Raw genomic sequence first — 16,682 nt, 5'->3', positions numbered from 1 at the left:
TCCCTTATTAATAAAATTATTGTGCTTTACTGCCACTTACCGGTAATTTACCTTCTGCTTCCAGTTGCTTGATATAACGCGGTAAGATTACCTGCGGAATATTTTTACGTTCCGCTTTCACTGCATCCATTCTGGCTTTGTTGCGGCGATAATCTGCCATCGATTTAACGCTCGGGCGTGGCGTACACAATTTCTGGCTTTCGGCAAACAGTTTCCAGTGAACCGGATTACGTCCTTCTTCTATTGTTCCGTATGTGATAAACAACTGATTACATGGAAGGAAATGTACTGTAATATTATCTACTTTTCCAAAATCATCACCGGCTGATGGTGGTGGTGGCGGTAAGGGTATTTCTGCTGAATAATATTCATCATACTGATCAATTATTCGTTTTTCTTCTTTATCTAAATTCACTCCTGCGGTATTTAGCATTCTTGGCACCCATCCCGGATAAGGTAATATTTTCCAATAAATCTTCATAGTCATACCCGGTGTCCATTTTGCCCTTAGCGCCGCTGCACCGCAGGTCGAGCCACCACCATAGCGTTTTTTGCCTACATCATAATCATCTATTCCCGGAGTATTAGGAATACAGCCTCCGCCAATACTACCCCCGCTCATATTTTCATAATTGTATTCAATGGCTTCTACCGGTGCGGCATACATGCGGTTTTTACCTGAGGTTATGCCGACAAAGGGTTCGAAATGACTGGTACAACCCATTAATTCAATTGCTGCCAGCATCGCCAGCCATGCCCATGTTTTTTTCATCTCTTCTGCCTTTCTTGTATTTATATATTTGTAGTTATTGCTGACTTTTTAAAATTCTATCTACCTATATCCTATTATTATAAAAATGATTTAACTTTGTTTATTGTCAATATTTATTTGATTATGAATCTTTATTTAGAAGTAGTTACCGGCAATTTGCCTTCCTCTTCCAGCTGTTTGATATAACGCGGTAAGATTACCTGCGGAATATTTTTACGTTCCGCTTTCACTGCATCCATTCTGGCTTTGTTGCGGCGATAATCTGCCATCGATTTAACGCTCGGGCGTGGCGTACACAATTTCTGGCTTTCGGCAAACAGTTTCCAGTGAACCGGATTACGTCCTTCTTCTATTGTTCCGTATGTGATAAACAACTGATTACATGGAAGGAAATGTACTGTAATATTAGCTACCTGACCAAAATCATCTCCGGCTGATGGTGGTGGTGGCGGTAAGGGTATTTCTGCTGAATAATATTCATCATACTGATCAATTATTCGTTTTTCTTCCTTATCAACATTTACACCCGCCTTGTTTAACATACGAGGTTTCCATCCAGGATATGGCAATATTTCCCATGTAATTTTCATAGTCATACCCGGTGTCCATTTTGCCCTTAGCGCCGCTGCACCACAGGTCGATCCACCTCCATAACGTTTTTTGCCAACCAAATAATCATCTATTCCAGGTGTGTCAGGGATACAACCACCGCCAATACTACCCCCGCTCATATTTTCATAATTGTATTCAATGGCTTCTACCGGTGCGGCATACATGCGGTTTTTACCTGAGGTTATGCCGACAAAGGGTTCGAAATGACTGGTACAACCCATTAATTCAATTGCTGCCAGCATCGCCAGCCATGCCCATGTTTTTTTCATCTCTTCTGCCTTTCTTGTATTTTATGAATCTTTATTTAAAGGTAGTTACCGGCAATTTACCTTCTGCTTCGAGCTGCTTGATATAACGCGGTAAGATTACCTGCGGAATATTTTTACGTTCCGCTTTCACTGCATCCATTCTGGCTTTGTTACGGCGATAATCTGCCATCGATTTAACTACTGGGCGTGGCGTACACAGTTTCTGGCTTTCGGCAAACAATTTGTAATGCATTGGTGTATTACGACCTTCTTCTATCGTCCCATATGTAATAAATATCTGATTACAAGCTAGAAAATGTACCGTAATATTTGCTACTTTACCAAAATCATCACCGGCTGATGGCGGTGGTGGTGGTAAGGGTATTTCAGTAGAATAATATTCATCATATCTATCTATAATATTTATTTGATTATGATCAAAATTCATTCCAGATGTATTTAATGCTTTTGGTCTCCAATCAGGATAAGGTATGACTTTCCAATTAATTTTCATAGTCATTCCTGGTGTCCATTTTGCTTTTAGTGCCGCTGCGCCACAGGTAGCTCCTCCTCCATAGCGTTTTTTACCAACCTCATAAATATCAACACCTGGTGTACCCGGAATACATCCTCCACCAATACTTCCACCATCCATATCTTCATAATTGTATCCATAAGACTCAACAGGTGCTGCATAGGTACGATTTTTACCTGAGGTTATGCCGACAAAAGGTTCAAAATGATTGGTACAACCCATTAATTCGATTGCTGCCAGCATCGCCAGCCATGCCCATGTTTTTTTCATCACCCTAACCTTTTTGATATTTATAGTTATTGTTGAATTGTACAAATTTTATCTATCAATATCCTATTATTATAAAAATGAATTAACTTTGTTTTTCGTCAATATTTATTTTATTAATCTTTATTTATGTGTCGTTACCGGCAATTTTTTCAAGCTGCCAGATATATCGCAGTAAGATTACTTGCAGAATATTTTTACGCTGTGTTTTCAATGCATCCGTTCTGGCTTTATTGCGACGATAATCTGCTATTGATTTAATGACTGGGTGTAGCTGACACCGATACTCACGTTGCTGAAATTATATGGTCAAATGATTCTTTTGCGAGTAAGTCTATTTCAGGCGGAAATGTTGATTTAGTAATTCTATCCACCAGTTTAAAAAAATATAGGTAAATTTTAATAATAGTAAGAAGACAGGAAAAACCAAAGATTTTCTGAAAATGAAATTTAAGCTGTAGAGGCAAATGAGCAGGTTAAATTTTAGATTGATTTTTAAATTATAAAAAAGGCAGTACTGAATACCAGTACTGCCTTTTTTTTAGAAACTATTTAATAACGTCTGCTTCTGACCAGCTGTGTTTTACGCTTCAGATAGACTAAAGTACCAAATCCGCTCCAGATATGCACCAGACGGGTAAATGGAAAGATTACAAATACACTCATACCCATAAAGAGGTGTAATTTAAAAATCGGGCTGACATGCGCAATAATATCCGCTGCACCGCCTCTGAATGTCACAATATGCTGAGCCCACTGCATTAGGCTAATCATTTCTGCTCCATCCAGATGATGCGCAGAAACATGGATAGTACCCAGCCCCAGACAAAGCGTAATCAGCAACCAGATTAATACCAGTTTGTCGCGCCAGCTACTGTTGGCCAGCAAACGTGCACAGCTGAAACGCCGGTAAATAAGCATCAGTAATCCGATTAAAGCAAGGGTACCCATTATTCCGCCGGCAATCATTGCTGTTAGCTGCTTGGCTTCATGAGTAACACCAAGTGTATCCCAAACTACTACAGGCGTAAGCAAACCGACCAGATGTCCGAAAAACAGTCCGAGTACACCAATATGAAACAGAATATTGCCAACTCGCAGCAGACGCGGATAAAGCAGCTGGCTTGATTCAGACTTCCATGAATACTGATTTGTATCAAAACGAATCAAACTGCCCAGAAAAAAAATACTGGCGGCAATATAAGGAAAAATGCCGAAAATAAATTGATTAAGATAATACATGCTGTCTCCCGGCTAACTGAATTTTTTATTGCGGAAAAATTGCACTTCCTGCACAGACGGCTGATTTAATAACGGTTCGAGCCCTTCTACTGTTGGTCCGAATTTTTCCAGAGCTTCGTCCATATTGCGTACTGGTGCAGCCTGTAATGGCTGCAGTTTAACTGGAGATAAAGCGACAACTGCATCCATAACCGGTGCATACACTGATTTACTCTGATGCAGGTTGTCAGCTATATAGCCAATCACATGTACTGCATCAGCAAGTAAATTTTTAGCTTCATCTTCGGCAACATGAGACAAAAATTCTAAAAATAAAGGCAGATAATCCGGCAATTCATTATCAGCCGGTTCAAAGCCGTGTTTCTGATACTCTGCCAGTAAGTCAACCATCGCCTGACCACGGATGCGATCTTCTCCATGCAGATGTTCAAACATGTGTAAAGCATGTTTGCGACTGCGATCAAAAGTAGCTACATATACTTCTTGAAGATCGATTTCATCATGCGTGCGTAAATGTTCAAAAAATGGCTGTAATACTGAAATCTGATTAGCAGATAACTGATCAGCCAGAATTGAATGCAATTCATCCGTATGGTCTAACCATTCCTGCCTTGGATAGCTTAGTAAAATGGATAAAATTTTATACATTTGTCTGTCCTATGAGGCCGACTGACGATTATTTTTTTTACGCAGTCCATGAAAAATAATCGGTGAAGCTTTACGTGTACCAAACAGGCTTTCTTTGCTGTGACCGTTATGGCAGCCATCTCCAAAAGAAAATCCGCAACTGGCTTTTTCCTCAAAAGTATTGCTGACCAGTTCTTTATGTGCACTTGGAATGACAAATCTGTCTTCATAATTGGCAATTGCCATTACCTGATACATTTCTTCAATTTGCGCAGCACTCAAACGATGTCCGGACAATTCCTGTAATGCCTGCTCTTCAGAATAAATATTTTTGCTGCGCATGTATTTACGCATATCAATCATGGTTTGCAGCGCATTAATAATGGGTTCGGTTTTACCGGCAGTCAGCAGATTGGCCAGATATTCAATCGGAATTCGCATATCTTTTATTTCCGGAATCAGACCATTCTGACCAATAACACCGGATTCAACCGCAGACTGAATTGGTGATAACGGCGGAATATACCAAACCATCGGTAAAGTACGATATTCTGGATGCAACGGAAATGCCACTTTCCATTCAACCGCCATTTTATAAACTGGTGAATTCTGAGCAGCCTGTATCCAGTCTGCCGGAATTCCCTGAGCCAGTGCTTCTTTGGCAATTTCAGGATCATTCGGGTCAAGAAAAATATCCAGTTGCTGTTCGTATAAATCCTGAGGATTTTCTATCGCAGCACTCTCACTGATCCGGTCTGCATCATAGAGGAGCACACCGAGATAGCGTATTCTGCCAACACAGGTTTCTGAACAAATTGTCGGTTGACCGCCTTCAATGCGCGGATAACAGAAAATACATTTTTCCGCTTTGCCTGCTACCCAGTTGTAGTAAATCTTTTTATAAGGGCAGCCAGAGACACACATACGCCAGCCACGGCATTTATCCTGATCAATCAGGACAATCCCATCTTCTTCACGCTTGTATATTGAACCGGACGGACAACTGGCCACACAGGCTGGATTCAGGCAATGCTCACACAGACGCGGCAAATACATCATAAATGTGTTTTCAAAAGCAGCGTAGATATCTTTCTGAATGCCATCAAAAAGTTTATCTTTAGAACGCTTGGCAAATTCACCGCCTAAATCATCTTCCCAGTTCGGTCCCCAGTGAATTTTATCCATTTTCTGCCCGGTTAATACCGAAACAGGCCGTGCTGTAGGCGGTGTTTGCATCAGCGGTGCATTTTGCAGATGCTCATAATCATAGGTAAACGGTTCATAATACTGGTCAATAGCCGGCATGTTAGGGTTGGCAAAGATATTGGCCAGTACTTTGAGACGATTACCCTGCTTCAGTTTCAGCTTGCCTGAATTTTCACGTACCCAGCCACCTTTATACTGTTCCTGATCCTCCCAGTTTTTCGGATAGCCGATACCGGGTTTTGTTTCTACATTATTAAACCAGGCATATTCGACCCCGTCACGACTGGTCCATACATTTTTACAGGTAACAGAACAGGTATGACAGCCAATACACTTGTCCAGATTTAACACCATTCCGATTTGTGCACGAATTTTCATGATTGTGTCCTTTTTATTCTGTCACCGGTGTTTTGGCCGGTTGATCCAGCCATTCCACTCTGTTCATTTTGCGTACTACGACAAGCTCATCACGGTTGGTACCTACCGTACCGTAATAATTAAAGCCCCATGATAATTGAGCATAACCACCAATCATATGCGTTGGCTTCATAACTACTTTAGTGACTGAGTTATGAATACCTCCGCGTTTACCGGACAGCTCTGAACCGGGCACATTGACAATTTTTTCCTGTGCGTGATACATCAGAATCATGGTTTCAGGTACTCGCTGACTTACCACTACCCGTGCGGTCAGCGTACCATTCACATTGAATACTTCCACCCAGTCGTTATCTTCGAGACCGGCACGTTTAGCATCAATTTCAGAAACCCACACATGCGGACCACCGCGTGATAAGGTCAGCATGCGTAAATTATCTGAATATGTACTGTGAATACCCCATTTCTGATGTGGTGTGATGAAATTCAGTACGATTTCAGGGTTGCCGTTGCTTTGATGGCCTTTCACGTTCAGCGTGGTTTTCAGATCTACAGCCGGACGATAGGAAACCAGTCCCTCACCAAACAGCCGCATCCATTGATGATCCTGATAAAACTGCTGCCGGCCGGTTAAGGTGCGCCATGGAATCAGTTCGTGCACATTGGTATAACCAGCGTTATAGCTGACTTTTTCACTTTCCAGACCAGACCAAGTGGGTGATGAAATAATCTTGCGCGGCTGTGCCTGCACATCGCGGAAACGGATAGCATCATCTTCACGGGCAATGGCCAGATGAGTATGGTCGATACCTGTATTTTTTGATAAAGCTTCCCATGCTTTAACTGCCACATGGCCATTGGTCTCCGGAGCCAGTGTCAGAATCATTTCCGCAGCATCAATAGCTGTGTGCAGTTTCGGCTGGCCTGTAGCCACACCTTCGGATTGGGTGTTGTTAAGTTTGCGCAGTAAATCTACTTCTGCACCAGTCTGCCAGCTAATACCTTTACCACCATTACCGATTTTTTCCAACAACGGTCCAACAGAAGTGAATTTGTCATAAATTGCACCATAATCACGTTCAACCACGGTCATTTTCGGCATGGTTTTGCCCGGTACCGGTTCACATTCACCCAGTTTCCAGTCTTTCGGGTCAAACGGCTGTGCCAGCTCTTCTGGACTGTCGTGCATTAATGGTGTTAATACCAGATCCTTACGTACTCCCAGATAATCTTTGGCAGTTTCGGAAAATGCTTTCGCCAGACCACGATAAATATCCCAGTCAGTTTTACTTTCCCAAAGCGGTTTTACTGCTTCACTAAGCGGATGGATAAACGGATGCATATCCGAAGTATTCAGATCATCTTTTTCGTACCAGGTGGCTGTAGGCAGCACAATATCTGCATACAGACAGGTAGTAGACATACGAAAATCCAGTACGGTAAGTAAATCCAGCTTACCCTCTGCTGCCGGACGCACTTGTACATCAATCGGCTTAATAGCATCAGTTTCATCACTCATCAGTGCATTTTGTGTGCCAAGCAGATACTTGAGAAAATACTCATGCCCCTTACCGGATGAACCAAGAATATTGGAACGCCAGACAAACAGATTACGCGGGAAATTCTGCGGATTATCCGGATCAGTACAAGCCATATCCAGTGCGCCCGATTTCATCTGCTCAACAGCAAATGCAATCGGATCTTTACCTTGTGCTTCTGCGTCACGGGTCACATCAAGCGGATTACGTCCCAGCTGCGGAGCAGAAGGCAGCCAGCCCATTCGTTCAGCTTTAACGTTGAAATCCAGCTGACTCATATCAGCCATCTGACCGGCATGAGTGGGCGCAATAACTTCCGACATCTTGAGTTTTTCATGCCGCCACTGGCTGGTGTGTGCATAGAAGAAAGAAGTACCATTCATCTGGCGTGAAGGCCGGTTCCAGTCTGCAGCAAAAGCCAGAGGCGCCCAGCCGGTTTGCGGACGTAATTTTTCCTGACCGACATAATGGCACCAGCCGCCACCGCTCTGACCGATACAGCCACACATCATCAGCATATTGATAATGCCACGATACGCCATGTCCATGTGATACCAGTGATTCAGACCGGCACCCACAATTACCATACTTCGACCATGTGTTTCATGTGCGTTTTGGGCAAATTCGCGTGCCACCTGAATCACCAGCTCCGGCTTCACGCCGGTATGTTTCTGCTGCCACAATGGTGTATAAGGCACATCAGCCAGATAATCATCGGTAACGCCATCACCACCAAAACCACGGTCAATACCATAATTGGCACACATCAAATCAAATACTGTGGTTACCAGTATTTTTTCGCCATCTGCATTAATTATCTGCTTAACCGGTATATTTTTAACAATTACTTCTGCTGCATCATCCCCGCCGAAGTAATCAAAAGATACACCCATGATGGCATCATGATTATCTTTAAGTGATATCAGCGCTTTGATTTCTGTACTGTCGGATTTTTGTGCCAGCAGATTCCATTTACCCTGCTCACCCCAGCGGAAGCCTATCGATCCTTTCGGTGCAACAATATCACCGGTATTTTCGTCGATAACCAGTGTTTTCCATTCAGGATGATTGCTTTCATCCAGCCCGCCTGCTATCTGGCTTGCACGCAGGAAGTAGCCCGGCAGCAGTTTGCCGTTTTCCTGATTAATCACCACCAGATTAGGCATATCTGTCAGACGACGACAATAATCGATAAAATATTCTGACGGATTCTGCAGATGAAATTCTTTCAGAATCACATGCCCCATTGCCATTGCCAGGGCAGCATCTGTCCCCTGTTTTGGTGCCATCCAGATATCACTGAATTTCACCATTTCACCATAATCAGATGAAACTGCTACTGTTTTTGTACCTTTATAACGCACTTCAGTATAGAAATGCGCATCCGGAGTACGTGTCATGGGTACATTTGAGCCCCATACCATCAGATAGTTGGCGTTATACCAGTCGGCAGATTCTGCAACATCGGTTTGTTCACCCCATGTTTGCGGGCTGGAAGGTGGTAAATCGCAATACCAGTCGTAAAATGACAGCGGTACACCGCCAATCAGACTCAGATAACGCGAACCGGCAGCATAGCTCACCATCGACATTGCCGGAATCGGAGAAAAGCCAATTACACGATCCGGACCAAACTCTTTAATTGTGAATGCATTGGCAGCAGCAATAATTTCATAAGCTTCTGTCCAGTCCAGACGGACAAAACCGCCCTGACCACGCTCAGATTTGTATTTTTTTGCCAGTTCCGGATTCTGAGTAATACTCTGCCACGCCTCAATTGCATTCAGAGTCTGGCGTTTTTCACGCCACATACGCAGCAGAGAAGAGCGAATCATTGGATATTTCACCCGCTGAGCAGAGTAAACATACCAGCTATATGATGCACCGCGCGGACAGCCCCGCGGTTCATGATTGGGTAAATCGGCACGAGTACGCGGGTAATCTGTCTGTTGCATTTCCCATGTAATCAAACCGTTTTTAACAAAAACGCGCCAACTACAGGAACCGGTACAATTTACTCCGTGAGTTGAACGTACAATTTTGTCATGCTGCCAGCGCTGGCGGTAAGCATCTTCCCATTCTCTGCTCTCAGCCACCACTGCCCCATGTCCGGCAGAAAATGTTTCTTTGGTTTTACGTAAAAAATTCAGTCTGTCTAAAAAATGGCTCATGAATTTGTGCTCCATAGAGGCAAAAGCCTCAAACAGTTTCTTATTGATTTATATTTTTTCTGCACCATTATCTATGACAATGGTGCGATCACTTCAAATTAACAACTCGTAACTGATTGTTTGCGAACATAAAACCAGTAATTAACTATCAGACAGCTTACATAGAAAACAATAAAGCCCCATAAAGCCACTGATGCGCTGCCTGTCGCCTCAATCGAAGAACCAAAACTTTTCGGAATCAGAAAACCACCATAAGCACCGATTGCGCCCATAAAGCCTAATACCGTAGCTGACTCTTTAGTGGCATGAGCTTCTGAGGTCTTAACATCGCCCTGATGCAAATGACGATGAAACTGAGAGAAAATCCGCGGCACCTGCGCATAAGTTGAACCGTTACCAATACCACTAAAGGCAAACAGCAACATAAAACTACAGAAAAAACCAACAAAACTGCCTTCATTGCCACCAATAGGCTGAAATACCAGGACGCCAATAACCCCGACAATCATCATGGCATAGCTGATTTCAGTAAGTTTTGCCGCAGACATCTTGTCAGACAACCAGCCACCCACGACACGCAGTACTGCACCAACAAACGGACCTAAAAAGGCAAACTTAACTGCATCCAGATGCGGAAAAGAATGGCTGATTAATAACGGGAAAGCAGCCGAAAAACCGATGAACGAACCAAACGTGCCCACATAAAGCCAGCATAAAATCCAGTTGTGCAACCGCTTGAAAATGACAAACTGTTCCTTTAGTGAGGAATGCATGCTGCCAATATCATTCATCCCAAACCATGCAGCCAGCGTACTGAGCACAATAAACGGTACCCAGATAAAACCCGCATTCTGCAACCAAACCTGTGCAGAACCTTGTGGCGTAGAAATTGTCTGAGACTCACCGCCCATTGCACCAAACAGGCAGCTAGTAATCGCCAGTGGCACAGCAATCTGTACTGCGGATACGCCCAGATTGCCCAAACCGGCATTAATCCCCATCGCCTGACCTTTTTCCGATTTCGGGAAAAACAGACTGATATTGGACATAGATGAACTGAAATTTGCTCCGCCAAAACCACATAAAAGCGCCAGAATGAACATCGTTGTATAAGAAGTATTCGGATTCTGTACAGCAAAGCCCAAACCCAGTGCAGGAATCAGCAAACTGGCTGTAGAAATTGTCGTCCATTTGCGGCCACCGAAAATCGGAATCACAAATGAATAGAAAATTCGTAAAGTTGCACCTGATAATGCCGGCAAGGCCGCCAGCCAGAACAGTTCATTGCTGCTGAACTTAAATCCAACCAGTGGCAGTTTTACTACCGTCACACTCCATACCTGCCAGATGGCAAACGCCAGTAACAATGCAGGAACGGAAATCCATAAATTTCTGCGTGCTATTGCACGACCACCTGACTGCCAGAATTGTTGATCTTCCGGCCGCCAATCTTTTAAAACTTTACCCATATCAAACTCACTTTATTGGTGCTTAGGGTTTTTCAGAGAAAAATGCATCCAGATTAAACTGATACATACCGTGCCAAACATCAGCATGAAGGAGGTAGAACGTACACCTGTCCAGTCTACTAACCGACCAAACATAATCGGCAACAGAAAACCGCCCAGTCCCCCGGCCAGACCCACTACACCAGAAACAGTACCCATATCATCCGGAAACTCATCAGAAATAAACTTGAATACCGAAGCTTTACCGATTGCCATAGCCACACCGACCACAAACAGCAGCACAGTAAATATCGTTGCATTTAAACCAATATGCATATCCAGATGACCATTCACTGTACGAATAGACATTTGTGTTTGCGGATAAGACAACAGAAAGAATGCAATTGCGCAAATCCACATTACAGCCCAGGTAACTTTATAGGCACCGTATTTATCAGACAGCCAGCCACCGAACGCACGCAGTACACCCCCCGGCAGAGAGAAGCATGCAGCCAGCAACCCGGCCTGTGCTAAGCCGAAGTTATATTCGTTAACATAGTAATTCACCATCCACAGCGAAATACCCACATAGCCACCAAACACTACCGAATACAGCTGACTGTATTTCAGCACTTGCGGATTTTTCATTAATAACAACTGAGCTTTCAGACTTGGCTGTTTAGCAGAAGCTGCTTTAGGCTCCGGATAACTGAAAAACCAGAACAGCACTGTAATAACCAGCAAAATTACGGCATATACGCGGGGTACAGCCTGCCAGCCATATGCTGCAATCAATGCAGGTGCCAGAAACTTATTTACGGCAGAACCAGCATTACCGGCTCCAAAAATACCCATTGCCAAACCTTGACGTTCCTTACGAAACCATTTGGCCACATAAGGAGTACCAACAGAAAATGAGCCGCCTACTAATCCCAGCCACAGCGCAATCCAGAGAAACTGACTGTATGTGTGTGCATATTCAAGCAGCCAGACTGCCGGAACACATGACAGCATCAGCAGAAAAAATACAATACGGCCGCCAAAACGGTCAGTCCAGATACCTAAAGGTACTCGGATAAGTGATCCGGACAGTACAGGCATCGCTACCAGTAAACCAAATTCAGCTTCACTAAGTTGTAATTGTTTTTTGATAGGTATTCCCAAAACAGCAAATATCATCCAGATCATAAAACAGACAATAAATGCAATTGTGCTGGAAGTAAGCACTGTTACCGATTTTCTAACACCAGAATCCATTCTGTACCCCCATTAATAATTCTCTTTAGTGTACGTAATCACCTTTTCATATCCAATTAGTCATCCGATGCAAAATCATTAACCAGAAAGCACAACGCCAAATAAGCAAAAAGACCTATTGACAAACTCAATAGGCCTTTATCAAATTCTGATATTCAGTAGTTATTACCTGATACTCAACTCACTTGTTTATTTATCCAGACCATGCTCAATGGCATAGACAGCAGCCTGCACCCTGCTGGCTACATTTAATTTGCGTAAAATATTCTGAACATGCACTTTTATAGTGCTTTCAGTTACATCCAGATTACGCGCAATCACCTTATTACTATTCCCACGTGCCAGCCAGCGCAAAATTTCCCGTTCGCGCGGTGTCAGTGGTTCAGTAATTTTTTCGTCAGCCTGCTCCTGCCTGCGCAACCTTGTTACCAGCTTACTTGTCATTTCAGGCGATAACACACTATCACCGCTAATCGCTTTTTCAATACTATCCAGCAAAAATTCCGTATCAATATTTTTTAACAGATATCCGCGGGCGCCCAGTCGCATACATTCGAGTAAATCGCTACCGTCTTCAGATACTGTCAGCATCAGTACCACCTGCTGCGGATTATGATTTATCATCTGCGGTAGTGCTTCAAGTCCTCTCATTACCGGCATATCCAGATCAAGGAGTACGGCATCCGGCTGGAGCTGTTGCTGCATTTTTACCCCTTCAAGCCCGTCTGTGGCTTCACCCACCACCTCAAAACGCTCACAACTATCAATCAGTGCACGCAAACCACGCCGAAACAAAGTGTGATCATCGACAATCAGAATCCGGTACTTATTTTTATTAAGCATTATTAAATTCCCAAAAATTATTCCTGCGCATGAATATACTGACGCGGCACCATCAACTCTACACATACCCCGTTATTTTCACGTGCAAATATTTTTAATTCTCCATTAATTTTGCCGGCTCGTTCTTTCATGATATGTACACCCACATGCCCGTGCAGCCCCTTCTGAATGAGCGTATCCTCGGCAAAACCTATTCCGTTATCTTCAATACAGAGATTCAGGCGATCAGCCAGATATACCAGCTTCACCCGCACAGCATCAGCATGCGCATGTTTACGTACATTTGATAATGCTTCCTGCACAATGAACACTACCTGCAATTGTACATCCGACTCTACCTCATACACATCGCCTTCTACCGACCAGTCTGCAACAATATCTGTTTGTTGTTCAAATCTTTTCATCACCTCCTGCAACGAACTGATTAGCCCTTCTGAAACCAGACGTACCCGGAAATTTGACAATAATTCGCGTACATCATCATAGCATTGCTGAATACCCTCATGAATAAAATCCAGAGTCTGTTTAGCCTGCTCTTGTTTCTGCTCTGCAAGAGATTTTTCCAGTACCTGTATCTGCATATTCATAAATGAAAGCGACTGCGCGATACTATCATGCAATCCTTGTGCCATCAGGTTACGCTCTTCCAGTATCGCCATCTGCTTATCCAGTTCATTCAGGCGCATACTTTCAATCGCTATCCCGAACTGGCTGCAAACAGTTGAAATCAGACGTTGATTTTCTTCACTCAGTGCAAATGGCTTCAATGCAAACAAGTGCAGCATACCGATTTCATCATCTACTGATTTCACTGCAAAAGTCAGACAAAACGGCAGAACCTGCTGCATCTGACAGCAATGATTATTTTCCTCATGAATGACCAGCGATTGATTATTGTAATTAACCACAGACTGATGCAACCGCACACAGCGCCCGCCATCACAGCGATAATCACGGAACATATCTACCTGCTCCTCTGTCAGCCCGTCCGAACCGGCTACTTCGAGCATCTGTGAATGGCGATTTTTTAACTGCACCACACAGGCATCCGCACCACTAAACGCCTTCATTTTATGCATAAATATTTGTACCAGCACCGTCAGATCATGCTGTTCCTGAAACAATGAGGTCATAGTATATAATACCGCTAGCTCACGATTACGCTTAACCACTGCCTGCGTTTGCTCAGCGACCCGGTTTTCCAGCGTGTCATATACTTCATACAATTTGGCGGCCATCAGATTAAAACCCTGTGCTACCTGCCCGAACTCATTGGCCGTACCCACTTTCAGGCGTGTATCAAAATAACCCTTACCAATCTGACTGATGCCCTGATTCAGACGTAATAGCGGCGAAATGACCAAATGATGCAGTAACAGCAAAGACACAATCGCAGATAGTACAGCCATCATTAATACTAGCGCCTGTAGCCAGCGCAACAGCCTAATATTGTGCGTATTATCTTGCTCAATAAGCAAAACCAGCCGGTCAATTACCGCAGTGAATTCTCTGGCCTGAGCAAGGAAAGCTTCTCCGCTTAGTCTGCCCTGTAAATAAGCTTCACGGTCAGCAAGAAAATCCTGCAACTGCTCCTCAATTTCCTGAACTTGGGTTAATAACTGTTTATGGCGCTGGCCGTTCATAACACCGGTATCATGCAATTCGTATAAATGACCAAGTATTTCCTTAAATTGACGCTTTTCATCCGCAAACTGCTGCTCTGCACCCGGTGTTTTCGTGACCAGTACCATATAAAACACCCGCTTGCGCAGACTGCCGGCTTCATTGATTGCCATTCCCAGCTCTTCCAGCCGCCATGAGGTATTCAACGACAACCCTACCAGACTGGTAGCCAGAAACAGCCACACAGCAATCAGCACAACCAGGACTTTTGATAACTTCTGTCCGCGTAAAAACGACCGATCAAACTTTTGCCACAGATTTTTCATAACACCCCAATCAGAAAACTGGCAGCACTATAACGCAAAAGTCAAAATATATCTTTGATATTTATTTAAACTTTGATAAGAGTAAATTTATACATTGTTTAATTTTGGATTTTATTAAGTATTGCATCTCCGAATTTGATATTGAGCAAACAGACTGGTCTGCTTATGGAACCGCCATATTTTATTGTTCTGAAAGTATTAACATTATTGATATTGGCTGATAAAAGTATTCAGCAATGGAAAATATTTGATTCAGTGTTAATGAGCCAACGCAGAATATGAAGAATGCTCAATGAGTGCTGTAGATATCTAGTATCAAAAAATTATTTAAATCAATAAATAATATATTTTTAGCAATAACAATTAAGATATTTATCCAGCAGCTTAATTTCAAGTGAAATAAGCTGCTGGTAAAAAGAAAAAATAAGACTAAGCTATCAAACGGGCAATTTAAGTAATACTGAGCTATTACTGTAAACCAAATTACCAAAAAGCACTAGAATAATCTTTGCTCAAAACGGTTTGGCCTACCTGGCAACAACATCAGTATAATAAACCAAATTTGCCCGATGACCGGTATAAGAGTAATCAGAATCCACCATGCAGAACGGTTTGTATCATGCAGCCGTCTGAACTGAAGTGACAAAGTCGCTATCCACACAGCAAAGCAGACTACCAGAAAGACAAAATCAATCGTCCAGTCGCCCCATGTATAGATATCATTAATCGGATGTCCGAGCATTTTTTCAACTGCATACGTCAAAATTATTCCAAGAACATAGTTAATCACAATCGGCCACCAATAATCAGCACGATTAGAAGTCCCTGAAAAATTCAGAATGTTATGCCAGAATCGTTTGTAAGATTCAATCATAAATTCATCTCCAGATAATTAATATATTTTCATTTATATAAATATATAAATTTTGAAATTAGGATTTATATTTCAAACATTGCCGATTTATCTTAAGACTTATCTATAAACGATTCAAACAACTTAACTTTAAAAACAATTACTTACAATATTTATTTATTAATGAGAATTGATATATATATATTTTTATAATTTATCAATTATGAGAATTTATATACTTTAATTAATATATTTCTATATTTATTTGCGTTTTTATACGTACAAATCAAAATTAATTAATTGTTTGACATTATTTAAGCATAGACCGCGTTTCAGCGTAGCAGACAATTCTTAATAAATATGACATTTTATTAAAAAAAGGCTGTAAAATGTATAAATTAAACAACATTATTACAATCAATTCATTTTAATCATACAAATAAATACAAAGAATTAACTCAAATACTTAATTGGTTTAATATTCAGACTGAAAAATTTAGTTTAAATCTTCTATTTATCGTTTATTTTATAAATATCTACATATCAGTAATTGAAATATTCAATACTATAAATTGATACTAAACATACTTTACTACTAAATATTATTTTATTAAATTTTTCATCAGATGCTGAATACTGATATTAACTATTATGCAGCAATACTGTTTTTTAAAATCATCACTTTAATAAAATACTTGTACATAATATAGGGTTACATTTCATATTGATATAAAAA

12 protein-coding genes are annotated in these 16,682 nt (G+C 42.0%); all 12 read right to left on the bottom strand.

Going from position 1 to position 16,682, the window contains the following annotated elements:
- Window positions 1–16 precede the first annotated feature (16 nt).
- The 12 genes from GYX91_RS04295 to GYX91_RS04240 all read right to left on the bottom strand — a co-directional run bounded on the left by GYX91_RS04295 (window position 17) and on the right by GYX91_RS04240 (window position 15,967).
- Window positions 17–772: a DUF3304 domain-containing protein gene (locus tag GYX91_RS04295; protein ID WP_174830028.1), complete on the bottom strand. Its 756-nt coding sequence runs from the start codon at window positions 770–772 to the stop codon at window positions 17–19.
- Between the two features lie 131 nt (window positions 773–903).
- Window positions 904–1,653 carry a DUF3304 domain-containing protein gene (locus GYX91_RS04290; RefSeq protein WP_174830027.1) on the bottom strand — a complete coding sequence of 250 codons (750 nt, stop codon included), beginning with the start codon at window positions 1,651–1,653 and terminating at the stop codon, window positions 904–906.
- A gap of 31 nt (window positions 1,654–1,684) precedes the next feature.
- On the bottom strand, window positions 1,685–2,437 hold the full coding sequence (locus GYX91_RS04285; protein WP_174830026.1) for a DUF3304 domain-containing protein: 753 nt from the start codon (window positions 2,435–2,437) through the stop codon (window positions 1,685–1,687).
- A 549-nt stretch (window positions 2,438–2,986) separates the two neighbouring features.
- Window positions 2,987–3,676 carry a respiratory nitrate reductase subunit gamma gene (narI, locus tag GYX91_RS04280; RefSeq protein ID WP_025330500.1) on the bottom strand — a complete coding sequence of 230 codons (690 nt, stop codon included), beginning with the start codon at window positions 3,674–3,676 and terminating at the stop codon, window positions 2,987–2,989.
- Between the two features lie 12 nt (window positions 3,677–3,688).
- Entirely contained in the window at window positions 3,689–4,324 is a 636-nt protein-coding gene (narJ, locus tag GYX91_RS04275; RefSeq protein WP_174830025.1) for a nitrate reductase molybdenum cofactor assembly chaperone, read from the bottom strand.
- Window positions 4,325–4,333: 9 nt separating this feature from the next.
- The gene (narH, locus tag GYX91_RS04270; protein WP_037488730.1) at window positions 4,334–5,887 is read right to left on the bottom strand and encodes a nitrate reductase subunit beta; all 1,554 of its coding nucleotides are present in this window, start codon (window positions 5,885–5,887) and stop codon (window positions 4,334–4,336) included.
- Window positions 5,888–5,900: 13 nt separating this feature from the next.
- The gene (locus tag GYX91_RS04265; RefSeq protein ID WP_174830024.1) at window positions 5,901–9,596 is read right to left on the bottom strand and encodes a nitrate reductase subunit alpha; all 3,696 of its coding nucleotides are present in this window, start codon (window positions 9,594–9,596) and stop codon (window positions 5,901–5,903) included.
- Between the two features lie 98 nt (window positions 9,597–9,694).
- Entirely contained in the window at window positions 9,695–11,065 is a 1,371-nt protein-coding gene (locus tag GYX91_RS04260; RefSeq protein WP_078474597.1) for a NarK family nitrate/nitrite MFS transporter, read from the bottom strand.
- Between the two features lie 12 nt (window positions 11,066–11,077).
- Entirely contained in the window at window positions 11,078–12,301 is a 1,224-nt protein-coding gene (locus GYX91_RS04255; RefSeq protein WP_110414136.1) for a nitrate/nitrite transporter, read from the bottom strand.
- A 189-nt stretch (window positions 12,302–12,490) separates the two neighbouring features.
- Window positions 12,491–13,144, bottom strand: coding sequence for a response regulator transcription factor (locus tag GYX91_RS04250; protein ID WP_174830023.1), 654 nt, complete (start codon window positions 13,142–13,144; stop codon window positions 12,491–12,493).
- Between the two features lie 17 nt (window positions 13,145–13,161).
- Window positions 13,162–15,093, bottom strand: coding sequence for a histidine kinase (locus tag GYX91_RS04245; protein ID WP_084550840.1), 1,932 nt, complete (start codon window positions 15,091–15,093; stop codon window positions 13,162–13,164).
- Between the two features lie 496 nt (window positions 15,094–15,589).
- The gene (locus GYX91_RS04240; protein ID WP_100125346.1) at window positions 15,590–15,967 is read right to left on the bottom strand and encodes a DUF805 domain-containing protein; all 378 of its coding nucleotides are present in this window, start codon (window positions 15,965–15,967) and stop codon (window positions 15,590–15,592) included.
- Window positions 15,968–16,682 lie beyond the last annotated feature (715 nt).

Source organism: Snodgrassella sp. ESL0304 (genome assembly GCF_013344995.1).
Taxonomy (GTDB): domain Bacteria; phylum Pseudomonadota; class Gammaproteobacteria; order Burkholderiales; family Neisseriaceae; genus Snodgrassella; species Snodgrassella alvi.
The sequence above is the reverse complement of the archived record's forward strand: the minus strand, read 5'-3'. Positions and strand labels throughout refer to the sequence as shown.